This window comes from Burkholderia sp. A2, from assembly GCF_001729305.1.
Lineage (GTDB): Bacteria > Pseudomonadota > Gammaproteobacteria > Burkholderiales > Burkholderiaceae > Burkholderia > Burkholderia sola.
The window spans coordinates 154145-171250 of the sequence record NZ_LZXX01000082.1; the positions used below are offsets into that span (position 1 = coordinate 154145).

Consider the following 17106-nt stretch of genomic DNA (forward strand, 5'->3'; position numbering starts at 1 on the left):
TCTCTGTCGTTTCCTCCGTCGATCGTCGGTGTGCTGCCGGCGATGGCCGTTCTGCAAGACGACATGCGGCCGGTTCGCCCGGTTCGCACTTCAGGTCCGGCCGCGGCGCGATCGCACGCGCGGCCTGTCAGGCGCCGACCGGGTCGGTTGCCCGCGGTGAAGCTGCCGCATCTCCTCCTGGCCGCCATCGCGTGCGGCATCTCCCTCCATCGATGAAGGAATCGTCATGAAGAAGCATCACATTTCCATTATTTCCACGCTGATCGCACTCGCGTGCGCCTGCGGCGCCCCTGTCGCACGCGCCGCAGGCACCAAAACCGAAACGCCGCTGCCGCCGGGCGTCGAAGCGGTCGTCAACGACACCCCCATCGCGCGCAGCGACGTGGACGTCCTGATCCATCAATGGGGTCAGGCGGATACGCCGGCGCTGCGCGAACAAGCCAGGCGCGAGCTGATCGCCCAGCACCTGGTCGAGCAAGCGGCGGAAAAGGCCAACTACGGTAGCCGCCCCGAAGTGAATCGCGTCGTGATGCGGGCGCGCACGGTCGCGGCGACGGATCTCTACCTGCGCGACAACCTGCATCCGCAAGCGGTGACCGACGCGCAGGTGAAGGCGCGTTACGACGACGTCGTCGCGAATGCCGCGCAGTTCGAATATCGCGCGGACGTGATCGCCGTGGCCGATCCGGCCGAAGTGAACGCGCTGGTCGCGGAGCTGAAGCAGGGTGCGGCGTTCGACGCGGTGGCGAAGAAGTACAACACGACGCCGAACGGCGGCGTCGCGCAGTGGGTCGAGCTGCGCACGCCGGTGGCCGAGGGGAAGACGGGCGGTTTGCCGTTGCCGCTCGCGCAGGCGATCACGTCGCTGCAGCCGGGTGCTGTCGCAGGCCCGATCCGGGTCGGCAACGCGTTCGCGATCGTGAAACTCGACGAGAAGCGCGCGACGGTCGTGCCGACCTTCGAGGCGGCGAAGAACGTGCTGCGTCAGCAGCTCGAAGCGCAGGCGCAGCAGCGCGCGATGACGGCGCTGGTCGACAAGCTGGCCGGGCAGGCGACGATCCAGCAGTAAGCGGCTCGCGGTTCAGGCATGCCTCATGAATATCGGCCCGTTGCTCGAATCGAGTACGGGCCGATTTTATTTCGGCGCATGACCGAACAGTCTCGGGTCGAGTGTGAAGGGCACAGTGCCGACTACCTTGACGGCTTTCATGTCCGGATGCGAAGGGTTCAACAATAGATTGAAATCGGTCGGACACACTACCGACGGCACACGCATAGCCAGTTGTTTGCCGGCCTCCAGCCACTGCTGACCCAGCTCCATCGTGGCTTCGGGATCGCGCGTCAAGTCCGCCCAGCCATCCGGTGGTGTCGGAATGAACGCCTCGTCATAAATGACGTCTGGTAATTCCAATGTCACCAAGTGATACCCGCCGGCCGGCATCAAGCCAGCCATGTGTACTAGCGCTTCGAGCAGTGCGGTTGAAGCATGAAGACATGTGTACACAACGCGCATTCCGCGCGGGTTCCAACGTCCGCCGGCCAACGCGGCACCATTGCCGCTCAAGTCATCGGCCCGGTAGTAGCCGCGCCGCTCCTTGGCGAGCCGATACAGTTTCATGCGCCAATTCCGTAAATGACGCGCATCAGCAGATCCCGTACTCGGTCATATCCAGGTTGGGAATCCAGGACTTCGAGCGGCCGCAACCCGGCAAGCTCGGCATGTGGCAGTTGCATCCATTCTGCGGCAAGCGCTTCGTTCTCGAATACGTCCATCGCGAGCCGAAAGACGTAGAGCACGCGTGCGACACGATCGGATTCTGCAGGGGATAGACGTTCCTCGCGCGCGATCTTGCGCAGGATCGTGGAACTCGGAAGGCCGAGTCCAGCGAGCAGCGTTTGGACTGGCACATTCAAGAGATTCTTCGCGACACGATCGATAATGCTGGCCTCCATCCCTTCACGAATTTGCCGGCGTTGCTCAAGGGCATCGAACTGGCCGAGGAACATCTCGATATCGCGACCGTGAGAGCCGAGTTGTTTAGAGCCGACGGTCGGCTTGGCCGCTTTCACGGCAGCCGGGCGAGTAGCTGATTGCCGGCCAGCAGATTGATTCCGTGCCATGATGATGTGCCTCTCAAATGAGAATTTCGACATTCTCATTGTAGAGTCGTTCAAGTGAGAGTCAAGACTTTCCCGTTTGGTAAGCATGCTGATGCTCCAGAGGTGGGGGCAACCGACTATGGCCAGGGGCAGCACTGTGGGAGAAGAATCAGCCCAGTCCGATTGGTTGTAACGATTGTTCACGTTAAATTGAACGAGTGTGGCGCCGAAGTCGCTTCGGCGGCGGCCGTTGGGCCCGGCCGTCGTCATGCTATGTATTTGATAGCACCTACTCCTAACGCTGCCTCATGCGAGCGCCGAGGCGCTTCCGGCCGCCACACATTTCTTTAAGCCTGCGTCGCAGGCCGTCAGACCGAAACCGTAATCCCCGCCGGCCCGAATTCCCCCGCCGGCTTCACCACGATCTCCACATGCTGGCCGAAAGACGCCAGCGTCAGCATCAGTTGATCCAGCGTTACGTTCCGGAGCCGCTCGCGCTGCTCGGGCGTGACGACCGGCCGGGCCATTTCGGCGAGCGCCGCCGCCTCTTCTTCGGTCAGGCCGCGAGACACCATCAATGCATTGAGTTTCAGTACGAGCATGGATTTGGCCGCCAGTTCGCCGACGTCGTAATAGTCGAAATCATCCGGCACGTTGTCGGCGTGTTGATTCGATGTGTCGTAGTTCATTACGCTTCCTCCGTCAACACCGACAGTTGCCGCTGTTGCCCGCTGCCGCAATCGACATCGGGGAATCCATCCTTTCCGGCAGGGCTCGGGGCCGTTTCATCGATCGGCGTGATCACCAGCCGCTTGTGCGACACCTCGATATGCAGACGCTGTTCGGGATCGAAACCCGCCGCCTCGATCCATCGGCCGGACAACTTCATCCACAGATGCACGACAGGCGGCGCCATGTCGGCGAGCCTGATATGCGGGACGATACGGCGGGATTGAAGAGACGAACGAGGGGAGACAAAACGATCGCGGAAATACGTCGGTGCGTTATGATTCGCGCCAGCCATGGTCAACTCCTTGGAAGTTGGTTGTGGTCAGCGGCCCGCAGGTGCTGTTTCACCTGCGGGCCGCGCTCGTTTACGCAACGGATTTCGAGTACCGCTCCGTCACATGCATCGCATGTCGAAGCGGCCTGAGAACCCTGGCGAAAACGTGCAACCACTGTAGTCGAGAACATCCGGCGTCAGGGATCAGTCACGTACGAATTCATCGGTGTTGGCCATCAGGCCAGTACGTCAAACGCTTGCTGCATAACGAATCCAGCGCGATCACGTCGGCTGACCACATCGTCAATTAATTTCCGATGTGTCAGAAATCGTTTCAATCGACGATTCGATCAGCCTGCCGCGCGCCGCATCAGGATCTCGTTCGCGCTCTGTCGATAGCGCTCGAACTCCCGCGCGAACGCCGCCGCATCCCCTGCCAGCGCCAGCGCTTCCATCGACGCGCAGAGCCCTGAAATCTCCCGCTCGCCGATCATCGCGAATGCGCCGCGCATGCTGTGAATCTCCGATCGCGCGACCTTCAGGTCGCCGTCTTGCAACGCCCGCGCGATGGTCGTGCTCGAGCGTCGCGTCGCATCGACGAGCACCGTATGCAGGTCTTTCGGCAGCGGGCCGGACGCGCGCGCCGGTACCGGCGGATACACCGGCCGCCGCCACGTGCCGGCGTACTTCGCGATCGCCTGTTCGAGCGATTTCAGCGACGTCGGCTTCGTGACGATCTCGTCGATACCTGCTTCCCACGCCAGCCGCAACTCGTCCGGTTCGGCATGCGCGGTGACCGCCAGGATCGGCTGCACGCGGCCGCGCTCGCGCAGCACGCGGGCGAACGCGTAGCCGTCGAGGCCCGGCATGTTGAGGTCGGTGAGCACGACCGCATAGTCGTGGCGGTCCACCAGATCGAGCGCGTCGGCGACGTTCGACGCGATATCGGCCTGATAGCCGAGTACGTCCAGCTGATCGTGGACGAGCGAACGGTTGACCGGATTGTCGTCGACGAACAGCACGCGCACGTCCGGCGCATCCTCGGCCGACCGCGCTTGCGCGGCGCCGGGCTGGCGGTCGAGCGGCAGCGGCAACGTGACCACGAACGTCGAACCCACGCCCGGCACGCTGTTCGCGTCGATGCGCCCGCCCATCGATTCCGCGAGCTTGTAGCTCAGCGCGAGCCCGATGCCGGTGCCGCCGAAGCGGCGCGCGATCGATTCGTCGGCCTGCGCGAACGGCTCGAACACGTGCGCCAGCTGGTCGGCCGTCATGCCGATGCCCGAATCGCTGACGCGGATCGTCACGGGCGTCGCGTCGCCCGACGGCGCCGACACCGACAACGCCACCGCGCCGCGGTCGGTGAACTTGATCGCGTTGCTGACCAGGTTCACGACGATCTGCCGCACGCGCATCGGGTCGCCGAGATACGTGTGCGCGACCGCGGGATCGACGTCGATGCGCAATGCGATGCCTTTCGCGCCGGCCACCGGCTCGAACAGGTCCGCGACGTCGCGCATCAGCTCGTCGATCCGGAAGCCGGTCGCTTCGAGCGTCATCCGGTCGGCTTCGATCTTCGTCATGTCCAGCACGTTGTTCAGCATGTCGAGCAGCATCCGCGCGGCCGACGTGACCGCATGCAGGCGTGGTTTCTGCCGGCTCGGGTCCGGCGCCTTGTCGAGCAGTTCGAGATTGCCGAGCATCGCGTTCAACGGCGTGCGGATCTCGTGGCTGATCGTGGCGAGGAACGTCGACTTCGCGCGGTTCGCGCTGTCCAGCGCGCGTTCGGCGTCGGCGCGCGTCGTGATGTCGGAGAAGCTGCACAGCAGCGCGTCCTTGCCCTTGTAGCGCACGCGCACGAAGTTGACGAGCAGGTCGCGCGCGCGGCCGTCGCCGAGCGTCAGCGGCAGTTCGACGTCGAGCTGGACGGGCGATGCGTCCGCGTGTTCGCGATAGCGCGCCAGCAGTCGCTCGTGCAGCGGCGGATCGCCGGCCTCGCGTTCGTACAGTTCGAGCATCCGGTTGCGCAGCAGCACCTGTCGCGTGTCGGGCGATACGAGGCCGATGCCGAACGGCGCGGTCGCGACGATCGTGCGGCTCATCCGCTCGCTTTCGAACACGCGGCGCGAGCGGCGAAACAGCGGCGCGAACACCCGCAGGTCGAACGCGATCACGAGCGTCCACAGCACGGTGAGGATCGTTGCAGTGGTGCCGAACTCGCGCAGCATCGTCGACCAGATCGCAAAGGCGATCGTGCGCCACGAGTACGCATAGACGATCGCGTAGCCGGTGTCCGAAATCCGATCGCTGATCGTGAACACGCCGTGACGGTAGCTTTCGTCGAAATGCGCGAGGCCGCGCCGCCACGTGCCTTCGGCCAGTGCGTGCTTCATCAGCGCGGCGCCGTCCTCCGCGTCGCCGGTGCGGTCGACGTCGAGCAGCACGCGGCCGTTTTCGTCGATCAGCATCGCGACCGCGTCGGCCGGCGCGTGCTTCATGCGATCGGCGATCACGTCGACGTCGAAGTCGCTCACGAAGGTCATGAAATGCTGCTGACCGTCGAAGGCGGGCTCGACGAGACGGAAGACCGTCTTGCCGGTCAGCGGATCGATCGCCGGCGCCTGCCACGCGATCCGGCGCGACAGGCGCCAGTAGCGCGCGACGGCCGGATCGGACCAGTCGGCCACGTCGAATGCGAGGTGCTGGATCAACGCATGCGTGTCACGCACGCCGATGCGCGCGAGCAGGTCGGGATACGGCATCGACGGCGGCGGCGTGATCGCGATCACGTTGCGGTCGGGGCTGTATGCATAGCCGCGCACCGCGCGGCCGGTCTGCCGCTCGGCAGCCGCGACCGAAATCGTCTGGCGCTCCATCAACTGCACGTAGCGATCGGTTTCGTGGTCGGCCAGCGCCTTCGGCGACGCGGCCACGAAGATTTCGCTCACGCCGGGCATCGGCGCGAGCAGCACGTGCCCGTCTTTTCTCAGTGCATCGGAGGCTTCGCGCGCATGCGGCGGATGGCCGTTCCACAACAGCTCGGCATTGATCACCGCGCGGCGCATCGATGCCTGTTTCGCATCCATTTCCAGTTGCACGAGCGCCTTGTGCGTCGCGAACAGGTCGCGGCGCTCGGCGATGTAGTCGCGCACCGAGCCGACGAGCAGGATGCCGGCCGCGATCAGGATCACGAGCGACAGCACGACCGCGCCGCCGTACAGCGTGAAGCGCTGATACCGGTTCAGCAGGCTCAGGTCGTGCGCATCGTCGTCGATCGACGCGAACGGCGCGCTGGCGTCCGTATGGGACGCGAAGAGATGGCGGATGGGCATGAGACGAAGACCGGTGAATCAATGCGCAAATCGGGAGACGCGCTACGGCGATGCCGGAACGCGGACGATATCCGCGAGCCGCACGACGGCGGCGCGATGCGCGGCCGGCTCGGGGAACGGGAAAATTATCGGGATAGCGGGCGGGTCTGTATGTAGGGCAGTCCGAAACACTAGCGCGCGATGGATAGGACCAGTCCTATTCAGGCAATCGGCGGCGCGGTGCGTATATAAGGCTTGCCGCGCGCTCGTGTCAAACGGAATCGTTCAAGCGAACGGCGTGTCGTGCCGCGTCTGGCACGGCCGATTGTCAAGCAACGTCATGTTAGGACTGGGCCTACGAAATAAGTCGTTGCACGTCCAGCCGTCTGATTATCGAAATGACAGGCGATCAATACATTGGCATCTGTGGACGAGGAGCGTCCTTCTCCCTTTTTCTCTACAGAGGCAATCAACATGAACAAGAGTTATCGCACCGTCTGGAACGCGACGACGGGTACATGGACGGCGGCAGCCGAAACGGCGCGGATGCGCACGAAATCGAAGTCGAATACCGCGATGCGGTCGTCGGTCACGGCGGCGGTCGCGGTGATGGCCGGCGTGGGCGGCGGTGCGATGTCGGCCGATGCGAATGCGCAGGCGTCGAACGGCAATGGGTCGCTGATCTTGTGTTCACCGTCGGGGTCATCGAGACCCGGTACGGCTTTTGGCGGCGGCTATGGCTCCGGTACTGCATTGACGGGGTGCGGAGCGCCGAACCCCATTTTCAACAACAGAACAACTTCGTTCATGTTGTACAACAACGCCAACGCGAACGGCACGTCAACGGGCTCGCGTGGGAGTGCCGGAACGGAGGCGGGGATTCAGGGAAGTACCGACGGTCACCTCACCCTCGTTGGCGGGGCGGGGGTTCACGTCATAGGTGCGGCCGACTTTTCAGCCAACGTCAACATGACGAACCACCGCATCACGGGCTTGGCCGCAGGAACGGCCGGAACGGATGCTGTTAACTTGAATCAGCTGAATTCGGCGATTGCGGCCGCCGCAGGGACGTCGAACCCGTACGTGGTGACCAATACGGGTACGTATGCGGCCGCGACGGCGGCGCGCGCAGGCGGCAGCGCGACCGCAATCGGGGCGAACGCGAATGCCGGTGGTACGTCGGCCGTGGCGCTCGGCGGGAATACCGTTGCAACCGGCCAGAATGCCGTCGCGCTCGGCACGCTCGCGAACGCGACGGGCAGTGAGACCGTCGCGGTCGGCGTGAGCGCACGTGCGACGGGGAACAATTCGACGGCGATGGGCCGGGGCGCGGCGGCGGTGTCGTCCAATGCGACTTCCGTCGGCTATAGCACCTATGCGGGCGCCGACGGCGCGACAGCACTTGGCACGACGGCGAGCGCCGTCGGCGCGAATGCCATCGCGGTCGGTCGCGGCGCGAGCACCAGCGGAACCTACGGTTCCGCGATCGGCTATTCCGCCAATGCAACCACGAACGCCGTTGCGATCGGTGTGCTCGCGAAAGCGACCTCGGCGTCGAGCGTTGCATTGGGCGAGCGCGCGAGCGCAACGGGGGCGACTGCGACCGCGCTCGGTCGCGGGGCGCTGGCCAGCGGGACGAATTCGGTCGCGCTCGGCGCGAACTCGGTTGGCGATCGCAACAATGCTGTGTCGGTCGGGTCGACTTCGCAGCAGCGACAGATCGTCAACGTGGCCGCCGGTACGCAGAATACGGACGCCGTGAACCTCGGCCAGATGAATACCGCGTTGTCGACCAAGGTCGACAACACGTACATCAAGATCGATACGCGCAACGGCACGGCCGCCGCGCAAGCAGGATCGGGCTCGGTTGCCATCGGCACGAATACGAGTGCGTCCGGATCTTACGCGACGGCGTTCGGCAATAGTGCGCGGGCCAACGGGGACAACAGCACGGCGCTCGGCTTCCAGGCAAGCAGTGCGGGCGGCGCCGCCGTCGCGATCGGCAATGGTGCGAACGCAAGCGGTTCGCATGGCGTTGCGCTGGGTGTCAACGCTGTGGCATCCCATACCGATTCGGTGGCGCTTGGTGCCCTGTCGTCGACGGACCGCAACAACAGCGTATCCGTCGGCTCGTCGACGCTGCGTCGGCAGATCACCAACGTGGCCGCCGGCACGCAAGAAACCGACGCCGTGAACGTCGGCCAACTGAATGCCGCGATCGCGGCAGGTTCGAACCCGTATGTAGCGGTGCGTGGCTCGACCGCGGCGCGCGCTTCCGGCAGCCAGTCGATTGCGATCGGCGACGGTGCGATTGCGAATGCCACGGACATCAACGGTGGTCAGACGAACATCGCCATCGGTGCCAAGGCGTACACGTCGGGCGGGTTCGGGCAACTGGCGATCGGCGAGGGTGCATCCACGACGAACACCAATGCCGGCGGGGCGATTGCGATCGGTCGCGGGGCCAAAACCACGCAACGCGGCGTGGCGCTCGGCGATGGCGCATCGGTGACGGCTCAATACGGTGTCGCGTTGGGTGACACGTCGGTCGCCGATCGAGCAAATAGCGTGTCAGTGGGTTCGGCGACGCTGCAACGGCAGATCACGAACGTGGCTGCCGGCACGCAAGACACGGACGCAGTGAACGTGGGCCAACTGAAGGACTCGGGCCTGATCGGAGACGACGGCAAGTCGATCGCCGCGGTGACGTACGACCGCAATGCGGACGGCACGCCGAACTACGGCACGGTGACGTTGGGTAACGGCGCGGGTCCGACGCAGATCAAGAACGTCGCGGATGCGACGGACGACCATGACGCGCTGAACCTCGGCCAGCTGAAGGATGCGGGCCTGGTGGGCGACGACGGCAAGGGCAACCTGACGTCGATGGCGGTGACGTACGACGGCGCCGCACGCGACAAGGTCACGCTGGCCGGCGCAGGCGGCACGACGCTGTCGAACGTGAAGGCGGGCGTGGCGAACATGGACGCGGTGAACGTAGGCCAGTTGAAGGACTCGGGCCTGATCGGCAACGACGGCAAGTCGATTGCCGCGGTGACGTACGACCGTAACGCGGACGGCACGCCGAACATGGGTTCGGTGACGCTGGGCGGCGCGGGTGCAACGACGCCGGTGGCGCTGAAGAACGTCGCGGACGCGAAGGACGACCACGATGCGCTGAACCTCGGCCAGCTGAAGGATGCGGGCCTGGTGGGCGACGACGGCGCGGGCAATCTGACGTCGATGGCGGTGACGTACGACGGCGCGGCACGCGACAAGGTGACGCTGGCCGGCGCGGACGGCACGACGCTGTCGAACGTGAAGGCCGGCGTGGCGAACATGGACGCGGTGAACGTAGGCCAGTTGAAGGACTCTGGCCTGATCGGCGACGACGGCAAGTCGATTGCCGCGGTGACGTACGACCGTAACGCGGACGGCACGCCGAACATGGGTTCGGTGACGTTGGGCGGCGCGGGTGCAACGACGCCGGTGGCGCTGAAGAACGTCGCGGACGCGACGGACGACCACGATGCACTGAACCTCGGCCAACTGAAGGACGCGGGCCTGGTGGGCGACGACGGCGCGGGCAATCTGACGTCGATGGCGGTCACGTACGACGGCGCGGCACGTGACAAGGTGACGCTGGCTGGCACGGACGGCACGACGCTTTCGAACGTGAAGGCCGGCGTGGCGAACATGGACGCGGTGAACGTAGGCCAGTTGAAGGACTCGGGCCTGATCGGAGACGACGGCAAGTCGATCGCCGCGGTGACGTACGACCGTAACGCGGACGGTACGCCGAACATGGGTTCGGTGACGCTGGGCGGCGCGGGTGCAACGACGCCGGTGGCGCTGAAGAACGTCGCGGATGCGACGGACGACCATGACGCGCTGAACCTCGGCCAGTTGAAGGACGCGGGCCTGGTCGGCGACGACGGCAAGGGCAACCTGACGTCGATGGCGGTCACGTACGACGGCGCGGCGAAGGACAGCGTGACGCTGGGCGGCGTTGGCGCGACCACGCCGGTGGCGATCCACAACGTCAAGGATGGCGAACTGTCGGCGACGAGCAAGGATGCCGTGAACGGTTCGCAGCTGTTCGCGACGAACCAGAACCTGAGCGACCTGAAGGATTCGCTGAAGGATGGCGGCGTGATCGACCCGGTGACGGGCGAATCGCTGGCTGTCGTGTACGACGGTAATGCGAAGGACACCGTGACGCTGAAGGGCGCGGACGGCACGACGTTGTCGAACGTGAAGGCCGGCGTGGCCGACAAGGACGCGGTGAACGTGAGCCAGCTGAAGGATTCTGGCCTGATCGGCGACGACGGAAAGTCGATCGCCGCGGTCACGTACGACCGTAACGCGGACGGCACGCCGAACTACGGCACGGTAACGCTGGGTAACGGCGCGGGTCCGACGCAGATCAAGAACGTCGCGACGGGCGTCGACGACCTCGACGCGGTCAACGTCAAGCAACTGAACACGGGCCTGTCCGACCTCCGCGACGAGATGTCCGGCGGCAACCTGCGCTTCGTCAAGGTCAATGCCGACCCGGTCACGGGCACGCCGGCTGTCGCCAGCGGCGCGCTCGCGGTCGCCATCGGTTCCGACGCACGGGCGACCAGCGCCAACTCGCTGGCGCTCGGCAGCGGTGCGCGCGTGACCGGCAACGGTTCGGTCGCGATCGGCTACAACTCGGTCGCGAACCAGAACAACGTCGTGTCGGTCGGCGACGTGGGCCGCGAACGCAAGATCGTCAACGTGGCGGACGGCGACGTCGCATTCCAGAGCACGGACGCGGTCAACGGCGGCCAGCTGTATGCGGCGCTGAACGACCTGTCGACGTCGGTGAGCTCGAAGACGCAACAGGCAATCGACAGCTTCTCGTCGGAGATCGACAAGAAGACGAAGGCCGCGATCGACGAGGTGAGCTCGCGCTCGATGCAGACGATGGACGTCAGCGACCCGCTCGTCGCGATCGAAGGCCTGCAGGGCAACAACGTCGCTTCGCTGAACGGCGCGGATCCGGCTACCGCAACGGCGGCCGCGATCGGCTCGTCGACGGCGGCAAGCGGCGCCAATGCGGTGGCGGTCGGCCTCCAGAGCGGCGCGGGTTCGAACAACTCGGTCGCAATCGGCAGCTTCGCGCAAACCGGCGCCGGCCAGGACTACTCGGTCGCCGTGGGTTCGAACGTCCAGACGAACGGCACGCAGGCCGTCGCGCTGGGTGCGAACGCGCAGGCGAATGGCGAGTACGCGCTGGCCGTCGGCAACAACGGCGCGCAGGCGATCGGCGACGGCTCGATCGCCGTCGGTAACGCCGCGAACGTGCGAGCCGGCTCGACCAACGCGATCGCGATGGGTACCGGTGCGAACGTGGCGCGCAGCGTCGAAGGCGCGATGGCGCTCGGCGCGAACACGACCGCGGGCGCGGCCAACAGCGTCGCGCTCGGCGCGAACGCGTTCTCGAACCGCGCGAACACGGTGTCCGTCGGTCGTGCGGGCGCGGAACGCCAGGTCGTCAACGTCGCGGCCGGCACGCAGGCGACCGATGCGGTCAACGTCAGCCAGTTGAAGGGTGTGACCGACGCGCTCGGCGGCGGTGCGGGAGTGGGCGCGGACGGCACGGTGACGAGCCCGACGTACTCGCTGGCCGATCCGGCGGATGCGTCGCAGTCGAAGTCATACAACAACGTGGGCGACGCGCTGTCGAACCTCGACGGCCGTACGACGACGAACACGCAAAACATCACCGTGATCAACAAGCAGCTGGCCGATTCGGGTCTGGTCGATCCGGTGACCGGGCAGTCGATCACCGCGGTGACGTACGACCGTAACGCGGACGGCACGCCGAACCTCGGTTCGGTGACGCTGGGCGGCGCGGGCGCGACGGCTCCGGTCGCGTTGAAGAACGTCGCGGACGCGAAGGACAACCACGATGCGCTGAACCTCGGCCAGCTGAAGGACGCTGGCCTGGTGGGCGACGACGGCGCGGGCAACCTGACGTCGATGGCGGTGACGTACGACGGCGCGGCGAAGGACAAGGTGACGCTGGCCGGCGCGGACGGCACGACGCTTGCGAACGTGAAGGCCGGCGTGGCCGACATGGACGCGGTGAACGTTTCGCAGCTGAAGGGCTCGGGCCTGATCGGTGACGACGGCAAGTCGAACGCGGCGGTCACGTACGACCGTAACGCGGACGGCACGCCGAACTACGGTTCGGTGACGCTCGGCAACGGCGCCGGCCCGACGCAGCTGAAGAACGTGGCTGACGCGACGGATGATGGCGACGCGCTGAACCTCGGCCAGCTGAAGGATGCGGGCTTGGTGGGCGACGACGGCACGGGCAACCTGACGTCGCTGGCGGTGACGTACGACGGCGCGGCGAAGGACAGCGTCACGCTGGGCGGCACGGGCGCGACAACGCCGGTGGCGATCCACAACGTCAAGGATGGCGAACTGTCGGCGACGAGCAAGGATGCCGTGAACGGTTCACAGCTGTTCGCGACGAACACGCGTGTTGGCAATCTCGAAGACTCGCTGAAGGATGGCGGCGTGATCGACCCGGTCACGGGCGAATCGCTGGCCGTGGTGTACGACGGCAATGCGAAGGACACCGTGACGCTGGCCGGCACGAACGGCACGACGCTGTCGAACGTGAAGGCCGGTGTGGCGGACATGGATGCGGTGAACGTTTCGCAGCTGAAGGGTTCTGGCCTGATCGGCGACGACGGCAAGTCGATCGCCGCGGTCACGTACGACCGTCTCGCGGACGGCACGCCGAACTACGGCTCGGTGACGCTGGGTAACGGCGCAGGCCCGACGCAGATCAAGAACGTCGCGGATGCGACGGACGACCATGACGCGATCAACTACAACCAGTTGAAGCAGTACGTCGCGGACAACTCGGGCGGTTCGGGCAATCCGCTGGCCGTCGGCTATGACGACGACACCAAGGCTCGTGTCACGCTGCAAGGCGGCGCGGACGGCACGACGATCACGAACGTGAAGGCGGGTGCGGTCACGGCCACGAGCACGGACGCGATCAACGGTGCGCAGCTGCACGGCACCGCGCAGAGCGTGGCCGATTCGCTGGGCGGCGGCGCGACGGTGGGCGCGGACGGCAAGGTGACGAACCCGACGTACTCGCTGGCGGACCCGGCGGATGCGTCGCAGTCGAAGTCGTACAACAACGTGGGCGACGCACTGTCGAACCTCGACGGCCGTACGACGACGAACACGCAGAACATCACCGTGATCAACAAGCAGTTGGCCGATTCGGGTCTGGTGGACCCGGCAACGGGCCAGTCGATCACGGCGGTGACGTACGACCGTAATGCGGACGGCACGCCGAACCTCGGTTCGGTGACGCTGGGCGGCGCGGGCGCGACGGCTCCGGTGGCGTTGAAGAACGTCGCGGACGGCGTGGAGCGTCACGACGCGATCAACGTGGGCCAGTTGCAGGACGCGGGCCTGGTTGCGCCGGTCGACCCGGCGAACCCGGGTGCGGGCCTGACGTCGCTCGCCGTCGCGTACGACGGTGTCGCGAAGGACACGGTCACGCTGAAGGGCGCGAACGGCACGACGCTCGCGAACGTGAAGGCCGGCGTGGCCGACATGGACGCGGTGAACGTGAGCCAGCTGAAGGGCTCCGGCCTGATCGGCGACGACGGCAAGGCAGTCGCTGCGGTGACGTACGACCGTAACGCGGACGGCACGCCGAACTACGGTTCGGTGACGCTGGGCCACGGCACCGGCCCGACGCAGATCAAGAACGTTGCGAATGCGACGGACGACGGCGATGCGTTGAACCTCGGCCAGCTGAAGAGCGCGGGCGTGGTGGGCGACGACGGCAAGGGCAACCTGACGTCGATGGCGGTGACGTACGACGGCGCGGCGAAGGACACCGTGACGCTGGGCGGTGCGGGCGCGACGACGCCGGTCGCACTGAAGAACGTTGCGGACGGCACGGAGCGTCACGACGCGATCAACCTCGGTCAGTTGCAGGATGCGGGCCTGGTTGCGCCGGTCGACCCGACGAACCCGGGTGCGGGCCTGACGTCGCTCGCCGTCGCCTACGACGGCGCCGCGAAGGACACGGTCACGCTGAAGGGCGCGGACGGCACGACGATCACGAACGTGAAGGCGGGCGCGGTCACGGCCACGAGCACGGACGCGATCAACGGTGCGCAGCTGCACGGCACGGCGCAGAGCGTGGCCGATTCGCTGGGCGGCAAATCGACGGTCGACGCGGACGGCAAGGTGACGAACCCGACTTACACGCTGGCGGACCCGGCGGATGCATCGCAGTCGAAGTCGTACAACAACGTGGGTGACGCACTGTCGAACCTCGACGGCCGTACGACGACGAACACGCAAAACATCACCGTGATCAACAAGCAGCTGGCCGATTCGGGTCTGGTCGACCCGGTGACGGGCCAGTCGATCGCGGCGGTGACGTACGACCGCAACGCGGACGGCACGCCGAATCTCGGTTCGGTGACGCTGGGCGGCGCGGGCGCGACGACGCCGGTGGCGTTGAAGAACGTCGCGGACGGCGTGGACAAGCATGACGCGGTGAACGTCGGTCAGCTGCAGAGCGCGGGCGTGCTGACGCCGATCGACCCGACGAATCCGGGCAAGGGCCTGACGTCGCTCGCCGTGACGTACGACAAGCACGCGGACGGTTCGGCGAACTTCGACCAGATCACGCTGAAGGGCGCGAACGGCACGACGCTGTCGAACGTCAAGGCCGGCGCGGTGAACGCGACCAGCATGGACGCGGTGAACGGCTCGCAGCTGTACGGCGCGTCGAAGAGCGTGGCGGATGCGCTGGGCGGCGGCTCGACCGTCGACGCGAACGGCAACGTGACGAACCCGACGTACACCGTGAACGACAAGACGTACAACAACGTCGGCGACGCGATCGAGAACATCTCGAGCAGCCTCGTCCACGGCTCGATCGGCCTCGTCCAGCAGGACGCGGACACGCGCGAGATCACGGTCGCGAAGGACACGGACGGCACGTCCGTGAACTTCACGGGCACGGCGGGCGACCGCGTGCTGACCGGCGTGGGCGCCGGTGCGGTGAGCGCGACGAGCCGCGACGCGATCAACGGTGCGCAACTGCACGGCACCGCGCAGAGCGTGGCCGACGTGATCGGCGGCGGGACGACGGTCGATGCGGACGGCAAGCTCGCGGATACGTCGATCGAAGTGAACGGCAGCAAGTACAAGACCGTGGCCGAAGCAGTCCAGGCGGCGGCGCAGTACGGCGCGACCGATTCGCTCGCGGTGCGTTACGACCTGAACAAGGACGGCACGCCGAACTACGGCTCGGTGACCCTCGGCGGCTCAGGCGCGGCGCCGGTGCGCCTCGGCAACGTCGCGGACGGCTCGAGCCGGTATGACGCGGTGAACTTCGGGCAGTTGAGCGAACTGAACGACAAGATCGGCGGCCTCGACGACCGTGTCGGCGAACTGGAGCGGAACCCGGGCACGGGCAATCCTCCGGGCAACGGCGGGTCCGGCAACGACTACTTCGCCGGCACCGACGTGGGTACGGACGGCACGACGAAGGCGAACGCCGGCGGCGGCACGGGCAACACGGCCGCGGGTTCGGGCGCGACGATCGGCACGGGCGCGAACAACGCCACGGTCGTGGGTTCCAACGCGAACGTATCGGGCAGCAACGGTACGGCAATCGGTTCGGGCTCGAAGAGCAGCGCCGAAGGCGCGACCGCGATCGGCAGCAGCGCGAACGCGTCGGGCGAGAAGTCGACGGCGATCGGCGACGGTGCGAACGCGTCGGGCAAGAACTCCGTTGCGCTGGGCGCCGGCTCGGTGGCGTCGAGCGACAACACCGTGTCCGTCGGTACGGCCGATCAGAAGCGCACGATCTCGAACCTGGCCGATGGCGTGAACGCGTCCGACGCGGCGACGAAGGGCCAGATGGATCGCGCGATCGGCGGCGTGCAAGGTCAGGTCAACGACCTGTCGCGCAATGCGTACTCCGGTATCGCCGCAGCCACCGCGCTGACGATGATTCCGGGCGTCGATCCGGGCAAGACGGTGTCGTTCGGTATCGGCGGCGCGACCTACAAGGGCTATCAGGCGGTGGCGTTCGGCGGCGAGGCCCGCATCACGCAGAACCTGAAGATGAAGGCCGGCGTGGGCATGTCGAGCGGCGGCAACACCGTCGGCGTGGGCGCTTCGTATCAGTGGTAAGCCGCCGGGCGGGGCGCGAGCCCCGCCCGCGCGAGCGATCCGACTGACTCCATTCAACTTTTTTCAGGCGTCCGCTTCACGGCGGACGTTTCACCATGACCATGAAAACCTTGTTGTTGCGCGCCGCGTCGATCGGCGCGATCGCGATGGCGCTCGGTGCGTGTACGACGCAATCGGGCGTCACCTACGACATCCGCGCGGTGTCGATTCCCGGCAAGCCGGACACCGTATTCCGCGTGAGTTGCGACGGGCTGCTCGGCAGCGCGAACGCCTGCGCCCGCGCGGCGGAGGAATTCTGCCAGGGCAAGGGCTTCACGCCGCTCGAGATGATCGACCGCGTGTACAGCCGCGCGCCGATGAAGGACCCGCGCGAAATCACGTTCATGTGCGGCAAGCCGCAGCCGGTCGTGCAGGCCGCGCCGCCGGCGCCGCAACCGCAACCGGCGCCGCAGCCGGTCCCGC

The 17106-nt window shown here is 66.2% G+C and carries 7 protein-coding genes and 1 pseudogene; 3 read left to right on the forward strand and 5 right to left on the reverse strand.

Translation table 11 applies throughout. The annotated features are described in order from the left end of the window. Positions 1–226: 226 nt before the first annotated feature. The gene (locus A9Z05_RS07815; RefSeq protein ID WP_069617593.1) at positions 227–1069 is read left to right on the forward strand and encodes a peptidyl-prolyl cis-trans isomerase; all 843 of its coding nucleotides are present in this window, start codon (positions 227–229) and stop codon (positions 1067–1069) included. Positions 1070–1135: 66 nt separating this feature from the next. On the opposite strand, the gene A9Z05_RS07820 is transcribed toward A9Z05_RS07815, so the two are convergent. The 5 genes from A9Z05_RS07820 to A9Z05_RS07840 form a co-directional block, all read right to left on the reverse strand. Continuing rightward, the gene (locus A9Z05_RS07820) at positions 1136–1618 is read right to left on the reverse strand and encodes an RES family NAD+ phosphorylase (protein WP_069617594.1); all 483 of its coding nucleotides are present in this window, start codon (positions 1616–1618) and stop codon (positions 1136–1138) included. After that, positions 1615–2121: an antitoxin Xre/MbcA/ParS toxin-binding domain-containing protein gene (locus tag A9Z05_RS07825; RefSeq protein WP_069617614.1), complete on the reverse strand. Its 507-nt coding sequence runs from the start codon at positions 2119–2121 to the stop codon at positions 1615–1617. The genes A9Z05_RS07820 and A9Z05_RS07825 overlap by 4 nt, the downstream gene beginning before the upstream one ends. Before the next feature lie 347 nt (positions 2122–2468). After that, entirely contained in the window at positions 2469–2789 is a 321-nt protein-coding gene (locus tag A9Z05_RS07830; protein WP_069617595.1) for an XRE family transcriptional regulator, read from the reverse strand. Continuing rightward, positions 2789–3124 carry a SymE family type I addiction module toxin gene (locus A9Z05_RS07835; protein WP_069617596.1) on the reverse strand — a complete coding sequence of 112 codons (336 nt, stop codon included), beginning with the start codon at positions 3122–3124 and terminating at the stop codon, positions 2789–2791. The genes A9Z05_RS07830 and A9Z05_RS07835 overlap by 1 nt, the downstream gene beginning before the upstream one ends. A gap of 329 nt (positions 3125–3453) precedes the next feature. Beyond that, positions 3454–6435 (reverse strand): sensor histidine kinase, encoded by a 2982-nt coding sequence (locus tag A9Z05_RS07840; protein ID WP_069617597.1) that lies wholly within the window; start codon positions 6433–6435, stop codon positions 3454–3456. Positions 6436–6888: 453 nt separating this feature from the next. On the opposite strand from A9Z05_RS07840, the gene A9Z05_RS07850 reads away from it, so the two are divergent. Further along, on the forward strand, positions 6889–16644 hold the full coding sequence (locus A9Z05_RS07850) for a YadA-like family protein (RefSeq protein ID WP_084044162.1): 9756 nt from the start codon (positions 6889–6891) through the stop codon (positions 16642–16644). Between the two features lie 95 nt (positions 16645–16739). Further along, positions 16740–17106, forward strand: a pseudogene (locus tag A9Z05_RS37640) (OmpA family protein); the annotation flags it as partial.

Coding starts and splice junctions, on each gene's coding strand:
- A9Z05_RS07815 (WP_069617593.1), top strand. CDS start 227: ATGAAGAAGCATCACATTTCCATTATTTCCACGCTGATCGCACTCGCG.
- A9Z05_RS07820 (WP_069617594.1), bottom strand. CDS start 1,618: ATGAAACTGTATCGGCTCGCCAAGGAGCGGCGCGGCTACTACCGGGCC.
- A9Z05_RS07825 (WP_069617614.1), bottom strand. CDS start 2,121: ATGGCACGGAATCAATCTGCTGGCCGGCAATCAGCTACTCGCCCGGCT.
- A9Z05_RS07830 (WP_069617595.1), bottom strand. CDS start 2,789: ATGAACTACGACACATCGAATCAACACGCCGACAACGTGCCGGATGAT.
- A9Z05_RS07835 (WP_069617596.1), bottom strand. CDS start 3,124: ATGGCTGGCGCGAATCATAACGCACCGACGTATTTCCGCGATCGTTTT.
- A9Z05_RS07840 (WP_069617597.1), bottom strand. CDS start 6,435: ATGCCCATCCGCCATCTCTTCGCGTCCCATACGGACGCCAGCGCGCCG.
- A9Z05_RS07850 (WP_084044162.1), top strand. CDS start 6,889: ATGAACAAGAGTTATCGCACCGTCTGGAACGCGACGACGGGTACATGG.